The 21,528-nt window shown below is 36.3% G+C and carries 9 protein-coding genes and 1 pseudogene; 8 read left to right on the top strand and 2 right to left on the bottom strand.

What is annotated here, in order from left to right:
• Nucleotides 1–192 precede the first annotated feature (192 nt).
• Nucleotides 193–765 (bottom strand): winged helix-turn-helix domain-containing protein, encoded by a 573-nt coding sequence (locus tag H4J73_RS06120; RefSeq protein ID WP_182223788.1) that lies wholly within the window; start codon nt 763–765, stop codon nt 193–195.
• A gap of 384 nt (nt 766–1,149) precedes the next feature.
• On the opposite strand from H4J73_RS06120, the gene H4J73_RS06115 reads away from it, so the two are divergent.
• From H4J73_RS06115 to H4J73_RS20415, 4 genes and pseudogenes are all read left to right on the top strand, one after another.
• The gene (locus tag H4J73_RS06115) at nt 1,150–11,973 is read left to right on the top strand and encodes a non-ribosomal peptide synthetase (RefSeq protein ID WP_182223787.1); all 10,824 of its coding nucleotides are present in this window, start codon (nt 1,150–1,152) and stop codon (nt 11,971–11,973) included.
• Nucleotides 11,974–12,281: 308 nt separating this feature from the next.
• On the top strand, nt 12,282–14,591 hold the full coding sequence (locus H4J73_RS06110; protein WP_182223786.1) for a M28 family peptidase: 2,310 nt from the start codon (nt 12,282–12,284) through the stop codon (nt 14,589–14,591).
• A gap of 172 nt (nt 14,592–14,763) precedes the next feature.
• Nucleotides 14,764–15,348: a DJ-1/PfpI family protein gene (locus H4J73_RS06105; protein WP_182223785.1), complete on the top strand. Its 585-nt coding sequence runs from the start codon at nt 14,764–14,766 to the stop codon at nt 15,346–15,348.
• Between the two features lie 65 nt (nt 15,349–15,413).
• Nucleotides 15,414–15,518 (top strand): annotated as a pseudogene (locus H4J73_RS20415) (IS5 family transposase); the annotation flags it as partial.
• A 416-nt stretch (nt 15,519–15,934) separates the two neighbouring features.
• Here H4J73_RS20415 and H4J73_RS06100 read toward each other — a convergent pair.
• A complete protein-coding gene (locus H4J73_RS06100; protein WP_182223784.1) occupies nt 15,935–16,084 on the bottom strand; it encodes a hypothetical protein in 150 nt (49 codons plus the stop codon).
• A gap of 678 nt (nt 16,085–16,762) precedes the next feature.
• Here H4J73_RS06100 and H4J73_RS06095 point away from each other — a divergent pair.
• From H4J73_RS06095 to H4J73_RS06080, 4 genes are all read left to right on the top strand, one after another.
• Nucleotides 16,763–17,686 carry a hypothetical protein gene (locus H4J73_RS06095; protein WP_182223783.1) on the top strand — a complete coding sequence of 308 codons (924 nt, stop codon included), beginning with the start codon at nt 16,763–16,765 and terminating at the stop codon, nt 17,684–17,686.
• A 601-nt stretch (nt 17,687–18,287) separates the two neighbouring features.
• Complete coding sequence (locus tag H4J73_RS06090; RefSeq protein WP_182223782.1) at nt 18,288–18,491, top strand: hypothetical protein; 204 nt, start codon at nt 18,288–18,290, stop codon at nt 18,489–18,491.
• A gap of 68 nt (nt 18,492–18,559) precedes the next feature.
• Nucleotides 18,560–19,249, top strand: a complete 690-nt coding sequence (tnpC, locus tag H4J73_RS06085; RefSeq protein WP_182223814.1) for an IS66 family transposase — start codon at nt 18,560–18,562, stop codon at nt 19,247–19,249.
• Nucleotides 19,250–20,696: 1,447 nt separating this feature from the next.
• Entirely contained in the window at nt 20,697–21,476 is a 780-nt protein-coding gene (locus tag H4J73_RS06080; protein WP_182223781.1) for a thioesterase II family protein, read from the top strand.
• The last annotated feature ends 52 nt before the right edge of the window (nt 21,477–21,528 follow it).

Genomic DNA, 21,528 nt, shown 5'->3' with positions numbered 1-21,528 from the left:
TAATGCATTTCTTCTGTGTTGTCATGTTACTTCTCCAGTAAAGTGCTAGAGATGAAATTATGACTTGCGCAAAAAACAAGTAAATTGATTGATTAAGCGTATACCTTTAATCGTTGTTTGAATTAAGTATCAGCTACGTGCAGATACCACCAATGTTAAAAACATCTGAGCATGACTAATATTTATGAGAAATCAGGTAGAGCTATTATCTGAAGTATTTAAGAACTCAATCATGTCTTGAATACTATTAATAAATTTTTTCATCAGCATGGGTGGCATATTCATCTCTAATTGCACAGTTTGATTATTAGGTTTCTCATGACTACGGTTATTAATGGTAGTTATTTTGAAATTTGTATTTTCTACTAAAGGGAGGAGGGGAACCTTTTCAAGTTTGATTTTTGATCCCTTTTGTAATTGTTTTACATTCTCTGGAAATTCAGGAATGGCCAATAATAAATACCCTCGTTTGGGAATGGTTCTGATGTATTTAGGAAATTTAATATCATCTTCCAAATACTTTCTTATTAAAGAAATCGTTCGATTAATTGAATTATCACTAGCAACGGTATTCGCCCATACATGCTCAGAAAGTTCGTCCCTAGTGACTATTCTATTTGGGTTTTTTGACATATAAGCTAAAATTTCAACAACTTTTGGTTCCACATTAATACAAGTATCACCTTCACATCTGATTAACTGACAAAGAGTAGGCTGAATAACCCATGCACCAATAATAAAACATTTTTCATCCCATTCTTTCATTTCACGTAATCTCTTTTTTAACATCAATGTTTTCTGCTAATTAAGTCATCTTAAATGCAAAGTATTAACTTCTTAGCGCTAAGATACACTTTTTGTCTTTAAATGGTTAACTGCTGGATCTTACAGCTTTTAACTAAAGTTTCGTTTATGGGGACTTTACCCAATATGAAATGGCCGCCTAAAAGAATTAAAAAACAAAGATAATATATTTATCATAAAAACATAAAGTGTCATAAATAAACGCGTGGTAACGTGTGCATCATTCTCGTACCAGTCCCTTATCTTACTCTTAGGTGCTGAAGATGAACTCAATTCAGCAGCTTTCCGATAACAAATATAGCTGTGTGGATTAGTACAAAAATTACCCGTATTGAGGCATGTGTTATGAAGTTACAGTTATTCTTATCCGAATTGAAACAAAAAGGGATCTTACTCTCTATTACAGAAGGTAAGCTCAAAATTAAAGCAAAAAAAGGACTTTTAACACCTGAAATAAAATCCCAGATTCAGTCATTTAAAGAAGACATTATAACTTATCTTAGTCAGGAAAAACTTACTGCACTCGATGATGTGAGTGGTGATATTCCATTATCTTTTGCTCAGCAACGATTGTGGTTTATTGACCATCTTGCCCAAGGTAGCCCTGAATATAACATGCCTATGGCGCTTAAAATAACAGGTAACTTTGATACAGATGCAGCAGAAAAATCGATCCACCGTATTATTGTGCGGCATGCACCTTTGCGAACAGTTTTTGAAGAAAGAGTACCAAGACCTGTTCAAATTATTAATAACGATTTCGAGTTTAAACTCATTCATCATGATCTGACATCAAAAAATGAAAAAACACAGCAACAACAAATACAAAAATTGTTTGAAGAAGATTGCAATAAAACCTTTAATTTAAAGCATGACCTTATGGTCAGGGCATCTTATCTGCACCTTTCCAACCAAGAAAAAACAAGCCAGGGTGTACTGTTATTCAATATGCACCATATTGCTTCAGATGGTTGGTCAATGAAAGTGTTACTGAAAGAATTTGTCATTCAATATCAGTCTATTATTCAGGGTAAACCAGATCCGTTAGCACCTTTAGCAATACAGTATGTCGATTATGCTTATTGGCAAAGACGTTGGTTGGTTGGTGAAGTGCTGGAGACTCAATTAAATTATTGGAGTACACAATTATCAGAACTACCTAGCGTTCATAGCTTACCGCTAGCCTCTCCTAGAAAAAAAAACAGTGCTCGTCAAGGCGCAGTGGTAACAAACAAGTTAGAGACTAACGTATCACAACAGCTATTAAAAATAGCAAAAGATAATCAATTAACGCCTTTTATGTTATTACATGCAGGGATCGCTTTAGTATTATCTCGTCATAGTAATAGCAATGACATTGTACTCGGTACTCCCGTGGCTAACCGCGTACAACCAGAGTTAGAGCCTTTAATTGGTTTTTTTGTAAATACTTTAGTGTTAAGGGCAGATACCGACCATGACATGCTTAGTGATTATCTGGCACATATTCGGACAATTAATTTTCAGGCTCAATCTTATCAGGACATTCCATTTGAGCAACTTGTTGAATATTGTAATACCCCTAGAAGCAACCTGCATTCACCGTTATTTCAAATAATGTTTTCCATGGATACTACAAGTAAAAACAGTAAGTTATCCCTGTCAGGACTTAGCTTTACTTCTCTGGAAAGCGAATCAATCATTGCAAAATTTGAATTGAATATTACCGCTCAAGTATCAGATGATGGTATAGCTTTTTCATGGGTTTATGACACTGCATTGTTTGATCAAACATACGTCCAAATCTTAAGCGAACACTTAACACGTTTATTAAACAGCATAGCTGAAACGCCTGACGCTAAACTTAAAGATTTAGCCATGCTATCAAGACCAGAGATGCACTACCTGACCAATGAATTGAATAACAGTAAAACTGATTACGTTCAAAATAAATGTATCCACGAATTATTCGAAAAACAAGTACAGCAAACGCCCGACAATATCGCGGTGATTTTTGAAGATAAACAGCTAACTTATAGAGAGCTCAACGAAACGTCGAATCAAATTGCTAATTTTTTGCTTTCACAAGGAGTTACATCTGAAACTTTAGTAGGGATTTGTCTTGATCGTTCCTTTGAAATGATTGCTGCTTTATTGGGAATACTGAAATGTGGCGGTGCTTATGTGCCAATTGACCCAAATTATCCTCAAACCAGAATCGACTACATGTTAGAGGATACTATGTTAACGCATTTACTCACTCAATCGACATTAGCAGATAAATTCAATTCGATTAACGATGGTCAGTTAACTGTTTTAGATTCGTTGACTACAGCTGAAAATTTGCAAACATTTTCAACATTAAATCCAGAGAAAAACAAAGAGCAAAATTCCGTAAACACCGCTTATGTGATTTATACTTCAGGTTCAACAGGGATGCCTAAAGGAGTATTAACCCCCCACATTGGCGTTGTCAGGCTTGTTAATAACCCTGAATTTATCACCTTAGATGAATCAACACGATTTATGCAAGCAAGTTCGATTTCATTTGATGCAGCTACGCTTGAAATTTGGGGGCCATTACTGAATGGCGGTTCTTGTGTTTTATATCCTGAACGTCAAATAGATCTAACCGTATTAAATCAAACGTTAGAAAGCAACCAAGTAAACAGCCTATGGCTGACTGCGGGTTTATTTGAACAGTGGAGTCATGTTGCTAAAAATATGAGATCATTACACTGGATATTAGCCGGTGGTGACATACTTGACACAACCAGTGTAAAACGCGTTTTAGATTGCTTACCTGATGTTACGGTTGTTAATGGCTACGGCCCGACAGAAAGCACAACATTTACCACCTGTTATCCTATGTCTTATGGAGACAAATCCCTAATAGAAAACAGCAGACCTTCAATTCCAATTGGCAAACCAATAAACGGTACTTCACTCTATGTATTATCTCCCGAAGGACACCTTGTTCCTCTAGGCTCGGTTGGTGAACTATACATAGGTGGCACAGGCCTGGCCAGAGGCTATTTAAATCAACCTGAAATGACGGCTGAAAAATTTATTTCGAATCCCTTTAGTGATGATCCTGAAGATCGCTTATATAAAAGTGGCGATTTAGTTCGTTATCTTCTTGATGGTAATTTAGAGTTTGCCGGACGAACAGACGATCAGGTTAAGATCCGAGGATTTAGAATTGAATTAGGTGAAATTGAAATTCAATTATCACAGTGTGACAGTGTCGCTTCATGTTTAGTATTGGTTAGAGAAGATGAACCGGGACAAAAACGTATTGTCGCTTACGTCACACCTTCTGTTCGAAAACAAGACCAAGAATCATATGAACAAGCATTAATACCTGAACTAAAAGCACATCTACAACAAAATCTACCTGCTTATATGATGCCTTCTGCTTTCGTTATTTTAGAAGAGTTTCCTTTAACATCAAATGGTAAGGTTGACAAAAAAGCGTTACCAGCACCTGATGACACATTATTACAGGGTGAATACATAGCCGCTGAAACACCAACCGAACAGGCGTTAGTTAATACATGGTCATCTTTACTTAAAATTAAAGCTGACGACATTAGCGTGAACGCTAACTTCTTTGAGTTGGGAGGACATTCTTTACTCGCCATTCGTTTGGTCGCAGAAATCAGAGCTCAATTACAGCAAGAATTACCTATTAAATTTATTTTTGAATCATCGACTATCCGTGCAATGGCTAATTATATTGATGCAGGCAGCACTGCACAATTAAGACCAGAAATAACCGCAAGTTTACGCCAACCGTGGCAAGCCGTTTCAGCTTCATTTGCCCAACAACGTTTATGGTTCATCGACCAGATTCAAAGCGGAAGTTCAGAATACAACATCCCTGTGGCCATTCAAATCGAAGGGGACTTTAATGTAGATATAGCCGAAAAAGCCATTACCCGTATCGTTGCCAGACATGAAAGTTTACGCACCATCTTTAAAGAGGAAGGTGGACAAACCCTACAGTTCATTCAACCTGATTTTGAATTTAACCTTATTCATCATGATTTAACGCAACTGGATGAGAAAATTCAACAGGAAAAAGTAAAAAATTTACTGACAGAAGACAGCCTTAAACACTTTGATCTAAGCAACGACTTAATGGTTAGAGCGGCTTATCTGCAACTTTCAACACAACAAAGCTCAGACACAAGTACAATTACAAAAGGTGTACTGTTATTTAACATGCACCATATTGCTTCTGACGGCTGGTCACTTGGCGTTTTATTGAAAGAGTTTGTTGCTCTGTATCAATCAATTATTCTAGGAAAACCTGACCCGTTAGCACCTTTAGTAATTCAATACGCTGATTACTCCCTTTGGCAAAAAGAATGGCTGGTTGATGAAATATTGGCAGATCAACTAAGTTATTGGACACAAAAACTAGAAGACGTACCTGCCATACATAGTTTACCACTTGATCATCCAAGATCAGAAACACCTAGCCACCAAGGTGGGGTTGTCACAAACAAGTTAAATGCCGACGTAGCACAACAACTACTGCAAATAGCAACCGATTATAAATTAACACCATTTATGTTACTGCATGCGGCATTAGCGCTTGTGATATCACGACATAGCAATAGCCATGATATTGTTATTGGTACACCTGTGGCCAACCGTTTGCAGACAGAACTGGAACCACTCATTGGTTTCTTTGTTAATACATTGGTATTAAGAACCGATGGACGCCACGAAGCACTGGCAGATTACTTAACGCATATACGCACCATTAATCTTGATGCTCAAGCGCATCAGGATATTCCTTTTGAACAGTTAGTTGAACATTGCCAAGTCCCGCGTAACACGCAACATTCTCCATTATTTCAAATTTTATTTACGATGAACACGAATGAGACAAATCAATTATTAATCCCGGGTGTTAACTTCACACCATTATCCAGCGAAACAATTGTTTCCAAATTTGAATTAGATATCAGTGCCCAAATTAACGACAACGGTATGAGTTTTTCCTGGGTTTATAATACAGCATTGTTTGATCAGGCCCACATCGAAACCTTGAGCGAACATTTAACCCACTTGTTAACCAATATTGCAGAAACCCCTGACGCTAAGCTTAAAGATTTAACCATGCTCTCCATATCGGAAATGCATTATCTGACACATGAATTAAATAACATCAAGACGAATTATTCTCAGGAAAAATGTATCCACGAATTATTCGAGATACAAGTTCAAAAAACACCCGACAATGTCGCAGTAGTATTTAAAGATAAACAATTAACTTATAAAGAGCTGAATCAAGCTTCAAATCAAATCGCTCATTACCTTCGTGAACAAGGCGTTAGAACTGAAACTCTGGTGGGTATTTGCCTTGACCGCTCAACTGAAATGATTATCGGTTTATTGGGCATACTTAAATCAGGCGGAGCCTACGCACCCATTGATCCGAATTATCCGCAAACCAGAATTGATTACATACTCAAAGATACCGGATTAACACATTTAGTGACTGAATCTACTTTGTTAGAAAAATTCAGATCAATTAACGATGGTCAGTTAACTGTTTTAGATTCGTCGACTACAGCTGAAAATTTGCAAACATTTTCAACATTAAATCCAGAGAAAAACAAAGAGCAAAATTCCGTAAACACCGCTTACATAATTTATACTTCTGGTTCAACTGGGATGCCTAAAGGAGTATTAACCCCCCACATTGGCGTTGTCAGGCTTGTTAATAACCCTGAATTTATTACCTTAGATGAATCAACACGATTTATGCAAGCAAGTTCGATTTCATTTGATGCAGCTACGCTTGAAATTTGGGGGCCATTACTGAATGGCGGTTCTTGTGTTTTATATCCTGAACGTCAAATAGATCTAACCGTATTAAATCAAACGTTAGAAAGCAACCAAGTAAACAGCCTATGGCTGACTGCGGGTTTATTTGAACAGTGGAGTCATGTTGCTAAAAATATGAGATCATTACACTGGATATTAGCCGGTGGTGACATACTTGACACAACCAGTGTAAAACGCGTTTTAGATTGCTTACCTGATGTTACGGTTGTTAATGGCTACGGCCCGACAGAAAGCACAACATTTACCACCTGTTATCCTATGTCTTATGGAGACAAATCCCTAATAGAAAACAGCAGACCTTCAATTCCAATTGGCAAACCAATAAACGGTACTTCACTCTATGTATTATCTCCCGAAGGACACCTTGTTCCTCTAGGCTCGGTTGGTGAACTATACATAGGTGGCACAGGCCTGGCCAGAGGCTATTTAAATCAACCTGAAATGACGGCTGAAAAATTTATTTCGAATCCCTTTAGTGATGATCCTGAAGATCGCTTATATAAAAGTGGCGATTTAGTTCGTTATCTTCTTGATGGTAATTTAGAGTTTGCCGGACGAACAGACGATCAGGTTAAGATCCGAGGATTTAGAATTGAATTAGGTGAAATTGAAATTCAATTATCACAGTGTGACAGTGTCGCTTCATGTTTAGTATTGGTTAGAGAAGATGAACCGGGACAAAAACGTATTGTCGCTTACGTCACACCTTCTGTTCGAAAACAAGACCAAGAATCATATGAACAAGCATTAATAGCTGAGTTTAAAGCTTATTTACAAGAAGGTTTACCTGCTTACATGATGCCTTCCGCCTTCGTTATTTTAGAAGAGTTTCCTTTAACATCAAACGGTAAAGTTGACAAAAAAGCGTTACCAGCCCCTGATGACACATTATTACAGGGTGAATACATAGCCGCTGAAACACCAACAGAAGAGACATTAGTTAATATCTGGTCAAATTTACTTAAAATTGAAACTGATGCTATTAGTGTCACCGCTAATTTCTTTGACTTAGGTGGACATTCTTTACTTGCAGTTCGCTTAATCTCGGAAATTCGAGCTCAGTTACAGAAAGAACTACCCATTAAATTGATTTTTGAATCATCAACAATTCGCTTGATAGCCGCGCACATTGATTTAGGTACTAATAGGCCTAGGCCGTTAAGAATGTCAGTAACTTCTGTTTCACGTCAAGAAAATCAGCCTATAGTTACCTCTTTCCCTCAGCAACGCTTATGGTTTATAGATCAATTAAGTAATGGTAGCCCAGAATATAATATGCCGATGGCAATGAAAATAATGGGTCAGATAAATCTACCTGCGGTCGAAGACTCAATCAGTGAGATTATTCAGCGCCATGAAGTACTACGCACCGTTTATATCAATACCAAGCAAGGCTCAATGCAACAAATCCAGAATGAATTTGATTTTATCTTACATCGACATGATTTATCACATTTAGCACCAGCCTCACGCCAATCTCAATTATTAGCCTTAATTGAAGCCGATAAACTGACCGCGTTTGATTTAACACAAGACTTAATGGTGAGAGCAAGTTTTATTCAACTTGAACAAAGTGACAAACAAGAAAAATGCAATGGCGTATTATTATTTAACATGCACCATATCGCCTCAGACGGCTGGTCGATGGAAATATTTGAGCACGAATTCCTTCGCTTGTATTCAGCATTCGATCAAGGATTACCTAGTCCATTATCGCCATTATCTATCCAATATGCTGACTATGCACATTGGCAGCGAAATTGGTTACAGGGAGAAGTGTTAGATTCTCAACTGAATTACTGGCAACAGCAGCTAGAGGACTTACCTTCAGTACATAATTTGATGTTGGACTTCCCTAGACCTGAGGTAAAACAATTTTCAGGAAAAGCAGTGTCATCACAATTACTAACAAAAATTGGTGATGCCCTTACGCGGTTAGCAAAACAATATCAAATAACCCCGTTCATGTTATTACACAGTGCACTGGCTCTAGTATTATCACGCCACAGCAACAGTCAGGATATTGTCATCGGCACACCGATTGCCAATAGGATGCAAACGGAACTTGAACCATTAATTGGTTTCTTCGTCAATACATTGGTATTAAGGCTTGATACTAGCCATCAAGAATTATCAGATTATCTGGCCCATGTGCGTCAAGTCCATCTGGATGCTCAGTCAAATCAGGACGTACCGTTTGAGCAATTAGTTGAGCGATTGAACTTGCCCAGAAGTACCGCCCACACCCCATTGTTTCAGGTGATGTTTTCAACCAATACAGATTATGGGCAAGTTGATAAAAAAGACACTGTTCAAGCCATGTCTGGTGTCACATTATCACCTTTATCGTCAGATTCAATCACGGCAAAATTTGATTTGGATATTTCTATTGAATTAAATGATAACGGCGTACGAATAAATTGGATCTATGACCAAGCGATTTTCAGTGAAGCTCATATCTGGGAATTCAACGACCATTTATGTCGATTATTAACCGGATTAGCTAAATTAGAGACAACTCAACTTAAACCGACAATCGCAAATTTACCGATGTTATCTGACAATGAATTAGCAGAAAGGTTAATGACCGCCAATGGTGAGAAAATTAGCTGCCCTGAGTCATCATGTATTCATCGGTTATTTGAAACACAAGCACAAAAGAATCCTGATGCCATTGCCCTGGTTTTTGAAGAAACACAAATAAGTTATGCTGAGTTGAACCATAAAGCAAACCAACTTGCTTTTTATTTAATCGAGCAAGGGATCACTCCAAATACTTTAGTTGGTTTATATCTGGAAAGATCCATTGAAATGGTGATTGGCATATTAGCCATATTAAAAGCGGGCGCGGCTTATTTACCATTAGATCCAGCTTACCCGGATTCACGCATTAACTATATGCTGGAAGATTCGCAGCTAACAACCGTATTGACTCAACGTCATTTGGCAGCGAAATTACCAATTAAAGAGCTGAACATCCTATGTTTAGATGATGAATTGCTACAATCACAGCTTCAAGCTTATCCATCCAATAATCCGACAATTGAAGCACTTACCGTTTCAAATCTGGCTTATGTTATTTATACCTCTGGTTCAACAGGTCAACCTAAAGGAGTAACTATTAGTCACAGTAATGTGAATCATTATGTACTGGCTGCACAGCATTATTACCACATTAGTGAAAAAGATAATGTGCTGCAATTTTCATCTATCAGCTTTGATATTTGCGTAGAAGAAGTATTTACCACACTGAGCTTTGGAGCCAAATTGGTGTTACGAAGTGAAGCTGTACTCGAAGGCGGACAAGGTTTTTGGGATTTCATCAATCAAAATGAAATCAGTGTTATTTCACTTCCAACGGCTTTCTGGCACTTACTATCAGCAAGTCTCGATGGTTCTTATATTGAAATTGCTAAGGAAAACTTACGTTTGTGTATTATTGGAGGTGAAGGTTATCAGGCGAATCAAGTTGAGCACTGGCGTAATAGTGTGAATATACCACTGTTAAATAGCTATGGACCAACAGAAGGAACCGTAGTAGCCACCGTTTATGACCTGCTGGAACAACCTATGGATCATGTAAAACAGCAGCGAATTGGTAAACCACTGGTAAATGCTCAATGTTATGTATTAGACCAACATTGTCAGCTACAACCCAAAAGCGTGGCAGGTGAACTTTATATCGGTGGCTTAAGTGTTGCGCCTGGATATTTGCACCAGGTAGCACTCACCGCAGAACGATTTGTTAACAACCCGTTTTTTAATGCTGAAAACCCCTATAGCAGCAAAAAACTTTATAGAACTGGTGACTTAGTACGTTATCTTTCTGATGGTAATCTGGAATTCATTGGACGAACAGACGATCAGGTTAAGATCCGAGGATTTAGAATTGAATTAGGTGAAATTGAAATTCAATTATCACAGTGTGACAGTGTCGCTTCATGTTTAGTATTGGTTAGAGAAGATGAACCGGGACAAAAACGTATTGTCGCTTACGTCACACCTTCTGTTCGAAAACAAGACCAAGAATCATATGAACAAGCATTAATAGCTGAGTTTAAAGCTTATTTACAAGAAGGTTTACCTGCTTACATGATGCCTTCCGCCTTCGTTATTTTAGAAGAGTTTCCTTTAACATCAAACGGTAAAGTTGACAAAAAAGCGTTACCAGCCCCTGATGACACATTATTACAGGGTGAATACATAGCCGCTGAAACACCAACAGAAGAGACATTAGTTAATATCTGGTCAAATTTACTTAAAATTGAAACTGATGCTATTAGTGTCACCGCTAATTTCTTTGACTTAGGTGGACATTCTTTACTTGCAGTTCGCTTAATCTCGGAAATTGAACAAACCTTTAATAAACCATTGCCGATGACAAAACTTTTTTCAGCGCAAACATTAAATAAACTTGCTTTATGTATTGACGAACTCATTCATGAAAATGACGAGCAGCCACTCAACCCCATAAATAATTACGATATTATGTCGTTTGGAAATAACAATCACTTGACTAAAATATTTATGGCTCCTGCATTAGGTACTATGGCGATCACATACCAATTTTTAGTTTCACGTTTAGACCATTTGTTTGATGTTAAACTGTTAACCACCGCAGCTATTGATGAACAACATGGTTTTACAGAAGATTTATCACTAAACATAGATGAACGGGTTAATCTCTGGTACCTGGCAATTAAATCAGCTCAACCATCGGGAATATACCGATTGGTGGGTCACTCTTTTGGTGGCGATATCATGTTCGAATTAACAAAGCGTTTAGAGTCTGAAGGTGAGAAAGTTGAACTGATATTACTTGATGCCTATCTTGATAGCATGACTTTGACTTCTACAGAAAAAACGTCAAGCAAAGAAACATTGGCAGAAATATTATTAGGTAGCGAAATTATTGATGAAATATTAACGCGTGAAAAACTTACCAATATCACGCAAAGTATTCTGTATTCAAATTTAATTAAGTTACAGCTTTTACCTGAAAATATTTCAGAAAATAAATTTGATATATATTATCAAGCCGCACAACGTCAGCTAGCGTTGGCACAAAGCCACAAAATATCCGGCACGTTAATTGGTAAAGTTACATTAATAATGGCTAATACCGGACTAGCAATATCTGCTGACAAAACCGCGGTTGTAGAACGAATACAATCAGTAAGCAAAGAAAAATTGTCAATAACTACGAGTGAGGGATCTCACTACTCTATGGTGTTCAAATCAGAACTGGCTAACAAAATAGTAGCAACTTTTAGTCAATCAAATCTGACAGTTCAAGAAAAAAAATCAGAAAAGGTTTTAAATTAAAAACAGTAACAAACTAGAACAGTTCCTAATTTACATGCATGGATTGTTCTAGTACTGGTCAAAATAATTCACACTTCAAAAAAGCAAAAATAATATATTTATCATAAAAACATAAAGAGACCTCATTACCTGCGTGATAACTTGGCTAGCATATTTGTGCAAGCACCTTATCAGTTATCAATAACATAAATGATGTCTGACAGCATGAACACTATTGTAAAAATAAACGTTTAATACCAGCTGGTTATGCTAATTGGTATCTTGATAAAAATTATTATGTTACTAAGTTATTGATCGGAGAATATAAGATGTCAGATGAAACACTAGAAAATCGAAATATAAGTTCAGAGAGGGGAAAAGCATTCCCTATACGACCATTTGTACCTTTTATCGCCTTTATGCTTATTTTAAGTCTATTTTATGTGATGCTTAAAGGTATGAACCCGCCAACGCCAAATTTACAGGCTGCGCCAAACGAGTTTTCAGCATATCGTGCATTCGATATAGTGAAAAATTTAGTTGCAGACGGACCAAGAAATTCAGGGTCAGTAGGTCACCAAACCGCCCAAACTAAAATAATAGATCAGTTAGAGTATTTAGGTTTTGAAGTTCGCGTACAGAAAACGTTTAATTGTCGCCAGATTACTTGTATGCCAATTACCAATATTATGACCCGAATTGAAGGTACTGAAAGTGGCCCTGCGGTAATGTTAACGGCCCACTACGACACACACCCGGCAACTTTAGGTGTTGGTGATGATACTGCTGGTGTTGCCTCTATTCTAGAAATTGCACGAATAATTAAATTAGAAAAACCGTTTAAAAATCCTGTAGTACTACTTTTTTCTGACGGTGAAGAGCTAGGTTTAATTGGCGCAGATGCTTTTATTAAAGAAGACTCTTGGGTAAAAGATATCGCGGCTGCGATTAATATTGAAGCACGCGGTAACCAAGGACAAAGTTTATTATTTGAAACCAGTGCAAACAATGCGTGGTTAGCCAGTGCTTATGCTGACGCAGATATAAAACACTCAGCATTCTCGTTACTGTATGATATTTACCAAAATATGCCTAACGATACCGATTTAACCCTTTATAAAAAAGAAGGAATGATCAGTTTAAACTTTGGTCTTGCAGAAGGTCGTGGCCACTATCATACCGAACTGGACAATTTAGAAAATTTTTCACTGGGTAGTTTACAACATCATGGCGATAACGCCCTCGCCATGCTTAAAGTATTAGCTAATGCTGATTTAGTTAATCCACCCAAAGGAAATGCTATGTATATGGATTTCTTTGGCGGTTCGATGATTGTCTTATCAGTGGCATTTGCTATACCATTATCATTACTGGCATTCGCTATTTTTATCTGGGCATCTACCCGCTCAATAAAGGCTAAAGACACCAGTAAAAAAGCACTGGTTATTTCGCTTCTTGTCTGGCCATTATTAATAGCAGTGGCGACAATATCAGGTCTGATATTAACAAAGTTAGTTGCAATAGTAGCTGGTGCTTACAACCCTTGGGACGCTTTCCCTACTCCTGCTCGAATAGCTATTATAGTTTTTACTTTACTATCCGTTATTTTCACACTTAAAATTTTTGTAAAACACATTAACGTAACTTCAATGATGTTGAGTAATGGTATTTGGTGGTCAGTAATCGCAACAGTTTGCGCAATGTTTTTACCGTCATCTAGCATAATATTTATATTTCCAGCGTTGATTTCAGCCCTTTTATTCATATTAATCCAGAAAAAATCTAAGTGCTACACAGAAATTTATACCGTAATTTCTACACTTGTAGCGACTTTGTTTTTCCTCAAAGTTGCCCTTTTAATTGAAGTGGCATTCGGTTTCAATTTACCACTAGCCTATAGTTTTTTTTGGGGGCTGATTTTTATTGGCTTAACACCACTGTTTATTGACAAAAGTTACACAAAAGCCAATAAAATCATCAACGTTCTCACTTTTATTATTCTATTGGCATCAATCGGCATTGCTTCTATGGTGCCACCTCATTCAGAATTAAGACCTCAAAAAGTTGTATTAGTGCACTTTGAAGACATGAACGAAAAAACAAGCAATTGGATAATTAGCGATACCAGAAACCCATTACCGAAAAAATATCTGACCGAAGCTAAATTTGAAGAAGAACGTGCCAAAATATATCCTTGGTCAGTTAGTGATCGCTACCAGAAAGCAGATGCAAGCGGTGAATCAGCACCGGAATTTAAACTGTTAAGTTCAGAAAAAACAGCTAAGGGGCGTAAATTAACTGTTGAATTTAGTACATTGCGTCAGGCAGATGTCGGCTGGTTTTTCCTTCCACGTTATCCTGATTTTGAAAAAGTGATTATAAATGGATCTAAAGTGCCACTTGAATACCAAGCGAGCTCTCCCTCTAAAGAATGGGCTGTTAATGTGCATAACCTAAAACAAGCACCTGTTATAATCGAGCTATATGTTAGTTCCTTAGAGCCGTTTGAAGTGATGATAATGGATGATAAGCATATAGTGTCTGACGAAGGTAATATAATTTTTGATGCAAAACCTACAGCTGTCGCGATAGATACATCAGGTAATAAACACCGTATTTTAAAACGTGTAATACTTTGATCTAACTGCTGTTAAGTAGTAAAAATAGCGGCACTCTTTATTTCCAAGTGATTTGGGTATGTAGATACCGCTATTTTTTAACAACTGAATTTAAAAAGTTTAGTGAAGCATATTGATAACAAATTGAAATAAGATGTAATATGAAATAATTTATGAGTGGGATCAACATCAAATGAATATTGGAATTTACATTTACGATAATGCTGAAGTACTCGACTTTTCTGGCCCGTTTGAAGTTTTTACAACGGCTTCTCGTGTATGCGAAGGGAGTGAGCCTTTCAATGTTTTCTTAATTAGTCAATCAGGCGATACGGTTTTAGCAAGGGCTGGATATAAGGTTATTCCTGATTACAGCTTCCATAACCATCCTGAAATTGATGTTTTAATCGTTGTGGGTGGCAATCATTCTGATGAAATAAACAAAACTGATGTACTAAGCTGGATTTATTCACAATCAATAAAATCATCAATAGTCGCTTCTGTATGTACAGGTGCCTTTTTATTGGCACAGGCTAAAGTACTCAAGACAGATAAAGTAACAACCCACTGGGAAGACATTACTGATTTAAGACAAATGTTTCCTAAACTAGATGTAGTAGAAGATGTTCGATGGGTCGATGAGGGTAGACTGATCACCTCTGGTGGTATATCAGCAGGAATAGAGATGAGCCTTCAACTAGTTAACAAACTACACAGCAAGACATTAGCTGAAAAAACAGCTAAACAAATGGATTTTTTGTGGGGCGTTGTTGATTAAATAATCGAACCTTTCATCAAAGTGATGATCAGATCATTTACTATAAAACTAAAAAGCACTATCTGATGGGAAAGGCAAAGAACAAAATCACTAATTGGTATCAATACAACCGAGCATTAACTCAGCGTGGCGCTATTACTTGCTCGATTGATGATTCTTCCATAGACGCATAGCACTTTAGTAAAAGAGCAAAAAACGTCAAGATCACCTAATGCATTAAACGGTGTTTTTCAAGGCAGTTGGTTCTAAATTAGTAATATTAAATTACCTATTCATATATTTTATCGTCACTTGAACAATCTATATTAGAAATCATTTTTTGAATAATGATATTTACTTTTTGGATAACAATATTTTTGTTGTGATTAATAAAAAAGTGATATCGAGGAATTAGTGGATATCTGCTGCCGGTTAGAAAAATTCCTCCCTACTTTGCAAATCAGAATAAGTTATATCATTATCTCTCCCACCAAATATTGATATTGGGCAGCTAAATATAGTTTTTAAAGAGTAACAATAGGTATCAGCTAATGTAAAGTCTGATCTAAGGAGCGGCAGTAATTTCTCATTAACTATTTATTGTCAATTATTTTTTTAGGGGTCCATTAATTCCTTCAATTTCAGCAATGAATTCTTTTTCAGGTAGCTTATAAATGGGTTTTCTTCTTGAAGGTATATGTGGACCTGAACTACCAGAAGCAATAAAGTGTGAAGGTAACCTAAGTCCAAATTCCATCTCTAAATAGCTGCTTTCAAACAAAAGATTTGCTCGAGCTGGCGACTTTACAGCAACCAGCTCTACTTCTTCTGGTAACCAATTGCTCTATGAAAAATAAGTCGGCGCATTTCCTCCAGCATAAGGAAAATAAATTACTTTTAATTTTGCATCTGCTTTACGTTGGGTATAACAAACCATTTTGATTCAGGACTTAATATTGTGTTTTGTTTAATAAATATTTGAATGAAGACTATCATTTTATTTTTATAATAAAAGAAATTTTTCTCCAATTAGGTTCGTAAAGTGCGCATTTAACCCTAGATTCTAACAAGGCTGAACATAATCATCATCAAGCCCTACCATATTCATACTAACTACTAACTACTAACTACTGACTTATTGTATTGTAATTGTCTATGAAACTACAAAAATTTATTAGATCATTACACATATCAGAAACTAAACCTAAATGACTAAGGACTTTGGTTGAATACGATGCCATTCTTTTTTATTACTTAAATATAAGAATGGGGATGAATCTGTAATTAAAAATTATGTGAATAACCTGATACCTACTCCCCTTTGGGGGGGATTCATATTAACTTCGCTATTAATTTACTGTCTAATGAGGCAGTGGCGAGATTTCATATGAATATCTATAATTAGGATCCTAATTTAAAGAAATATAAAAACATTATGGTATCCAGTAAACAAGGTCAAGACAAACTTCCGATGGCTATGGTTTCGACCATAGACAAAGCTTTAAACTTATCTAATCGTTCTGGGGTGGCTTGGCTTATATACGATATAAATAATATAGTGACTACGGGAGCTAGCATGGTTGGCTATCCGCAAACATCGTTAAAAAACGACTTAGCTAAAGTGGAAAATGCACATGCACTTTATTTATCTTGTCCGCCATATCCATTATTTATTGAACCAGAGGAGTTATATGAACTGATTGAGGTAAATGGAATAAAACAGCTGCATATACCAAAGATCAAGGCTGATTGGTGGTCAGAATTAGTAAGTAATAACAGTATTGAAGAATTAACAAACTGTCATGTTATAGAGTATCCAATAAATAATATTGGGCAACAAATTTACCACGGGCCATATACAATTCTCACCAAGAACAGACCATGGGTGAAGTGTGTTACTGTAGCCTCAATGGACGGTATAGATATAAATTTAAGTAAGTCAGGATCTTACAAATGTATAAAGTCAATAATAAATTCAATAATAGAAAAAAATCATGCTGTAGCTATTGAATCTGGAACTTACGAAAAAGATAGCATAATACTAGTAAATAAAGCTAAAGCGGAAATAGCCACATATGAAATAAGTAGTGTTAAGGACTTCAAAAAAACATTAAAATTTCAAAATTTATTACAACAACCCACCTTAACTTTAATTGCTGGCACAAATATAATGAAGGAGCTATTGGCATTAGACTTGATTGATGAGGTTGTATATTTCTTTTTATTTTTGAACATAGAGACCATAGACAGACAAGAAGAAACGCGATCGGTTATGCCAAAACTCACAGGTTGGAATATTACAGACACGGAGTCTTTCAAACAGGGGGTTAAGATAAGTTTTTCACGAACTTTATTTTAATTTAGGTGTAAATTGAATAACAATTTAACTGCCTATATCGTGCTGATAATTACCATCAACATGAATGCTAGTCAATACAACGCCTAAGCGCAAGCGTTAATAACGCTAACCATTGGTAAGGCTAACGTCAGCTTGCCAAGTACAACTTCCGCTGCCTATTTAAGCCAATTGTTACGAGCATTAGTTTTATGAAATGCGCCAAGCCGTGATGCATAGTAAGCGGGCTTTATTCGTTTTAGCAAAAATGCTTAGAAAAACAAAAATTCAAATGGCCGAGTAATATCAACCACACTGAATTTTTATTAACAGATGAGTAACTCAGCTGATTCTTATCAGGGTATGATATCTTTGGTCACCAAGAATTACATTATCATTCGATGATCTAATTTCCTGGTCTTACGCTTTTTTTGCAGTCAACGGTCATTGACAAAATTCCTTGTAATCATTGACGCTATAAGCAGTATTAGCTTGAATGTTTTATTAACATCATCCGATGAAATTTAATGCGAATTCACTCCCTAATGACCCTGAACAATTTAAGTAAATACTGCTTGAATTACAGCAACGTCTGGACTATGAGTTAGCGCAGAAAGACAATGAATTGGCAAATAAAGATGTCGCTTATCAACAATTGCTTGCGCGCTATAATCTCAAGCTTGCCAACAAATACGGTAAAAAGTCAGAGAAAATGCTTGGTGCTAATGAAGTATTCAGTGAAGTAGAATTAGTGCTTGATAAACACGACAAAAATTTTCTGGCCGTTCGTCACGCTGAGGCGTGTCGATGTGATTGTAGATATCAATGAAAGCGATAAAGTCTTTGATTGCTACCAAAGCCCGTTGCATAAAGTGGGGGAAGCAGAAGTGAAACCTTATAATTTGTACTGCTCATATTAAAGTCATTAAAACCATCCGTCCTAAATATACTTGTCGCCAATGTGAACGTAACGGCATTGAAAGTGTAGTAAAAACCGTATTAATGCCAGCAAAACCGAGACCAAAATGTATTGCAACGCCAAGCTTACTCAGCCTAATCATCTCGTGTAAATACCAGTTCGGCTTACCGTCATACCGCCAAAAAACGATGTTTAGCGATATTATATTCGAATTAAGTCGTCAAATCATGTCGAGTTGGATGATGCGCAGTACTCAATTACTTGAGCCGCTTTATATATGCTTGAAAGAGAGTTTATTGTCAGAGCCAGCCATCTTTGCAGATGAAACGCCCTTGAAAGTCATCAAGGTAGAAAAAACGACCAGTTATGTGTGGGTGTATTGTTGTGGCAGTGATAGGTTAAGTGAAAAAACCAATGCTTTTTTATACGATTATCACAACAGTCGCGCGGCACAATGCGCGATTGACTTTGTTGATGGCTATCAAGGTTATCTACATGTTGACGGCTATAAAGCTTTTGAGCTTACAGAGGCCAAGTTAGTCGTCTGCCTTGCACATATTCGTCGTAAGTTTGTTGATGCGAAAATGATACAAGCCAAATCGAGAACGGGTAAAGTTGATTTAGCCTTGAATTTAATAGGTAAGCTTTATGGGGTAGAGGCGAATTAAAGAAAAGTCGATAGAAGATAAGTTCGACATTCGGCAGTCACACGCTAAGCCAATCGTAAATGAACTCCATCACTGACTGATGAAGCAGAAAGATAAAATCCCGCCCAAAAGCAAATTGGGTGAGGTTATAAATTACAGCCTTTATCAGTTTGATAAATTCCAGTGCTACCTTGCAGGTTATCTATTGATAACAATAGAGCCAAACGCGCAAAAACCGTTTGTTATCGGCAGTGTTGAGCATTGAAATTTTAAACATAGCATTTTCAAATGCCATTTACTTTCCATATTGTGGCAAATCTTCTCAGCTGGCATTCTCTTATGATTTTTACCTATATATAACAATGGTTTAGTATTGTAAAGTTTAAACTGTGCTGCTGAGCCATAACCATTGGCGTAGATTAAAGCGAAGAAACGTCTGTGCCCTGTTAAGATCTGATACTGACATCATTAATAGGGTAGGTGCCTGAATTAATTCTGAAACTGAAATATAATTATCTAGTTCCATAATCGACTCTATACTCTAATTGGCTTTCGCCACTCAAATGAACCGTATTTTAAATAATTAATCATTCACGATTGACCTATAAGCACATGATCTTCAAGGACCAATTGCTGTTTAGTTACTCTTCTATTAACTAACAGTTTTGCACCATTATTTTCAATAAAAATAGCAGGCATAAAACTGGTGTTTGTGCTACGAGGAAGGACCGAACTTAAAAATATAGATTGATAAGAGAACGAGTCACTATGCAAGTTTTCTTTATTATTAATACTGCTGAGAATTAGCTGTTAATGCTCTAGGACACTCATTGACAAAATTTAGAAGTTAAAACATACAAGTATAATACATGACAAGTTAAGTATTGCGCTGATATGACTAGATTAATTTTTATAGATATTGTCATTAGGAAAAAAAGTATTGTTTTTTAATATGTTATTGTTTATTGTCAAATACTTCATCATGTAAATGGAATTTATTATGGTTAAAATATAGAAATCATAATGTGAGCGTTTTCAAAAGGCTATCGGTTAGGTCATTCTGATAATAAAGAAGGTATTCATATTGATTTCTATGAGGCCGAAAAATATTTTTAAGTGAGTTAAGTGAATACCATATTCTAAAAAACAACAAAATGTGTATTGTTGTATAAATGGCATCATTTAACCTTGAGAACTCCAAATATAATATGTGAGATGAATACTACATGGAAGATGTTATTGGATACTCAGTTAAGACCAATAATGCGCTCTATATTGTGAAAAATTAGTTTCGATAATCTGGTTTTTTATAAGTTAGGCTACTTTCGAGCAATGTCTTTTATAGGGATTAGAAAGCCTTTTCTGGAATAGTCGCTTAACACGGCTATAAGTCTAAATTTTAAAGTTAAACAGTTTTATTAAAATTTAAATAACACATATTGAAAAATTACTTTCAAAGAAGATCATAATGAATAATAAATGGTTTGTTATACCAAAACCCAATATCAATGCAGATTTGAAACTTATATGCTTTCCTTATGCAGGTGGCAGTGCTTCAACTTTTCTCCCTTGGGTAAAGAATCTGCCAAATAATGTTGAGCTCATTATAATCCAAGCCCCTGGGCGAGGTTCTAGGATGGGCGAGCAGACATATTCTGATATGCAGGCCTTAATCGGAGATTTGATTAAAATCATCCCTAGTGTATTAAATAAACCCTATATTTTATTTGGTCATAGTTTAGGAAGTCGAATTGCCTTTGAGCTTATGGACAATCTAAAAAGGTTAAATCATGCATTGCCGCTACATTTTATCGCATCAGGTAGTAGGGGACCGCATCATAAATGTATGAAAGAGCCAATATATGATTTACCCCAGGATGAATTCATCGAAGAATTAAAAAATTTAAATGGTACCCCTAAAGCCGTACTTGAAAATAAAGAACTTATGGAGCTATTCTTACCTTTACTCAAAGCTGATTTTGAAATAGCAGACAGATATTGTTACACAGGAAAAGAGCACTTTGACTGTCTTCTTTCTGTTTTTGGCGGCGAAGACGATGTTGATATCTGCTTGTCTAAACTAAATAGTTGGGGAGATTTTTTTGAAACTGACGCAAATATACATTTATTTCCTGAAAATCATTTTTTTATTGATAGTCAAAGTAAGCTAGTACAACAAAAAGTTAATGACATTATTAAAGATTGTTTAACTAAATTAACATTACAGCCCATAGTGTCAAACGCATAGGTAGCAGTCGATTCAAGTTATTTATTAACGTTTGGTAATAGTACACAAAATG

It is taken from the genome of Colwellia sp. MB3u-41, assembly GCF_014076845.1.
Classification (GTDB): domain Bacteria; phylum Pseudomonadota; class Gammaproteobacteria; order Enterobacterales; family Alteromonadaceae; genus Colwellia_A.
The sequence above is the reverse complement of the archived record's forward strand: the minus strand, read 5'-3'. Positions and strand labels throughout refer to the sequence as shown.

Excerpts from the sequence above, each read along its gene's own strand:
- H4J73_RS06120 (WP_182223788.1), bottom strand. The coding sequence starts at position 765 with ATGAAAGAATGGGATGAAAAATGTTTTATTATTGGTGCATGGGTTATT.
- H4J73_RS06115 (WP_182223787.1), top strand. The coding sequence starts at position 1,150 with ATGAAGTTACAGTTATTCTTATCCGAATTGAAACAAAAAGGGATCTTA.
- H4J73_RS06110 (WP_182223786.1), top strand. The coding sequence starts at position 12,282 with ATGTCAGATGAAACACTAGAAAATCGAAATATAAGTTCAGAGAGGGGA.
- H4J73_RS06105 (WP_182223785.1), top strand. The coding sequence starts at position 14,764 with ATGAATATTGGAATTTACATTTACGATAATGCTGAAGTACTCGACTTT.
- H4J73_RS06100 (WP_182223784.1), bottom strand. The coding sequence starts at position 16,084 with ATGGAATTTGGACTTAGGTTACCTTCACACTTTATTGCTTCTGGTAGT.
- H4J73_RS06095 (WP_182223783.1), top strand. The coding sequence starts at position 16,763 with ATGGTATCCAGTAAACAAGGTCAAGACAAACTTCCGATGGCTATGGTT.
- H4J73_RS06080 (WP_182223781.1), top strand. The coding sequence starts at position 20,697 with ATGAATAATAAATGGTTTGTTATACCAAAACCCAATATCAATGCAGAT.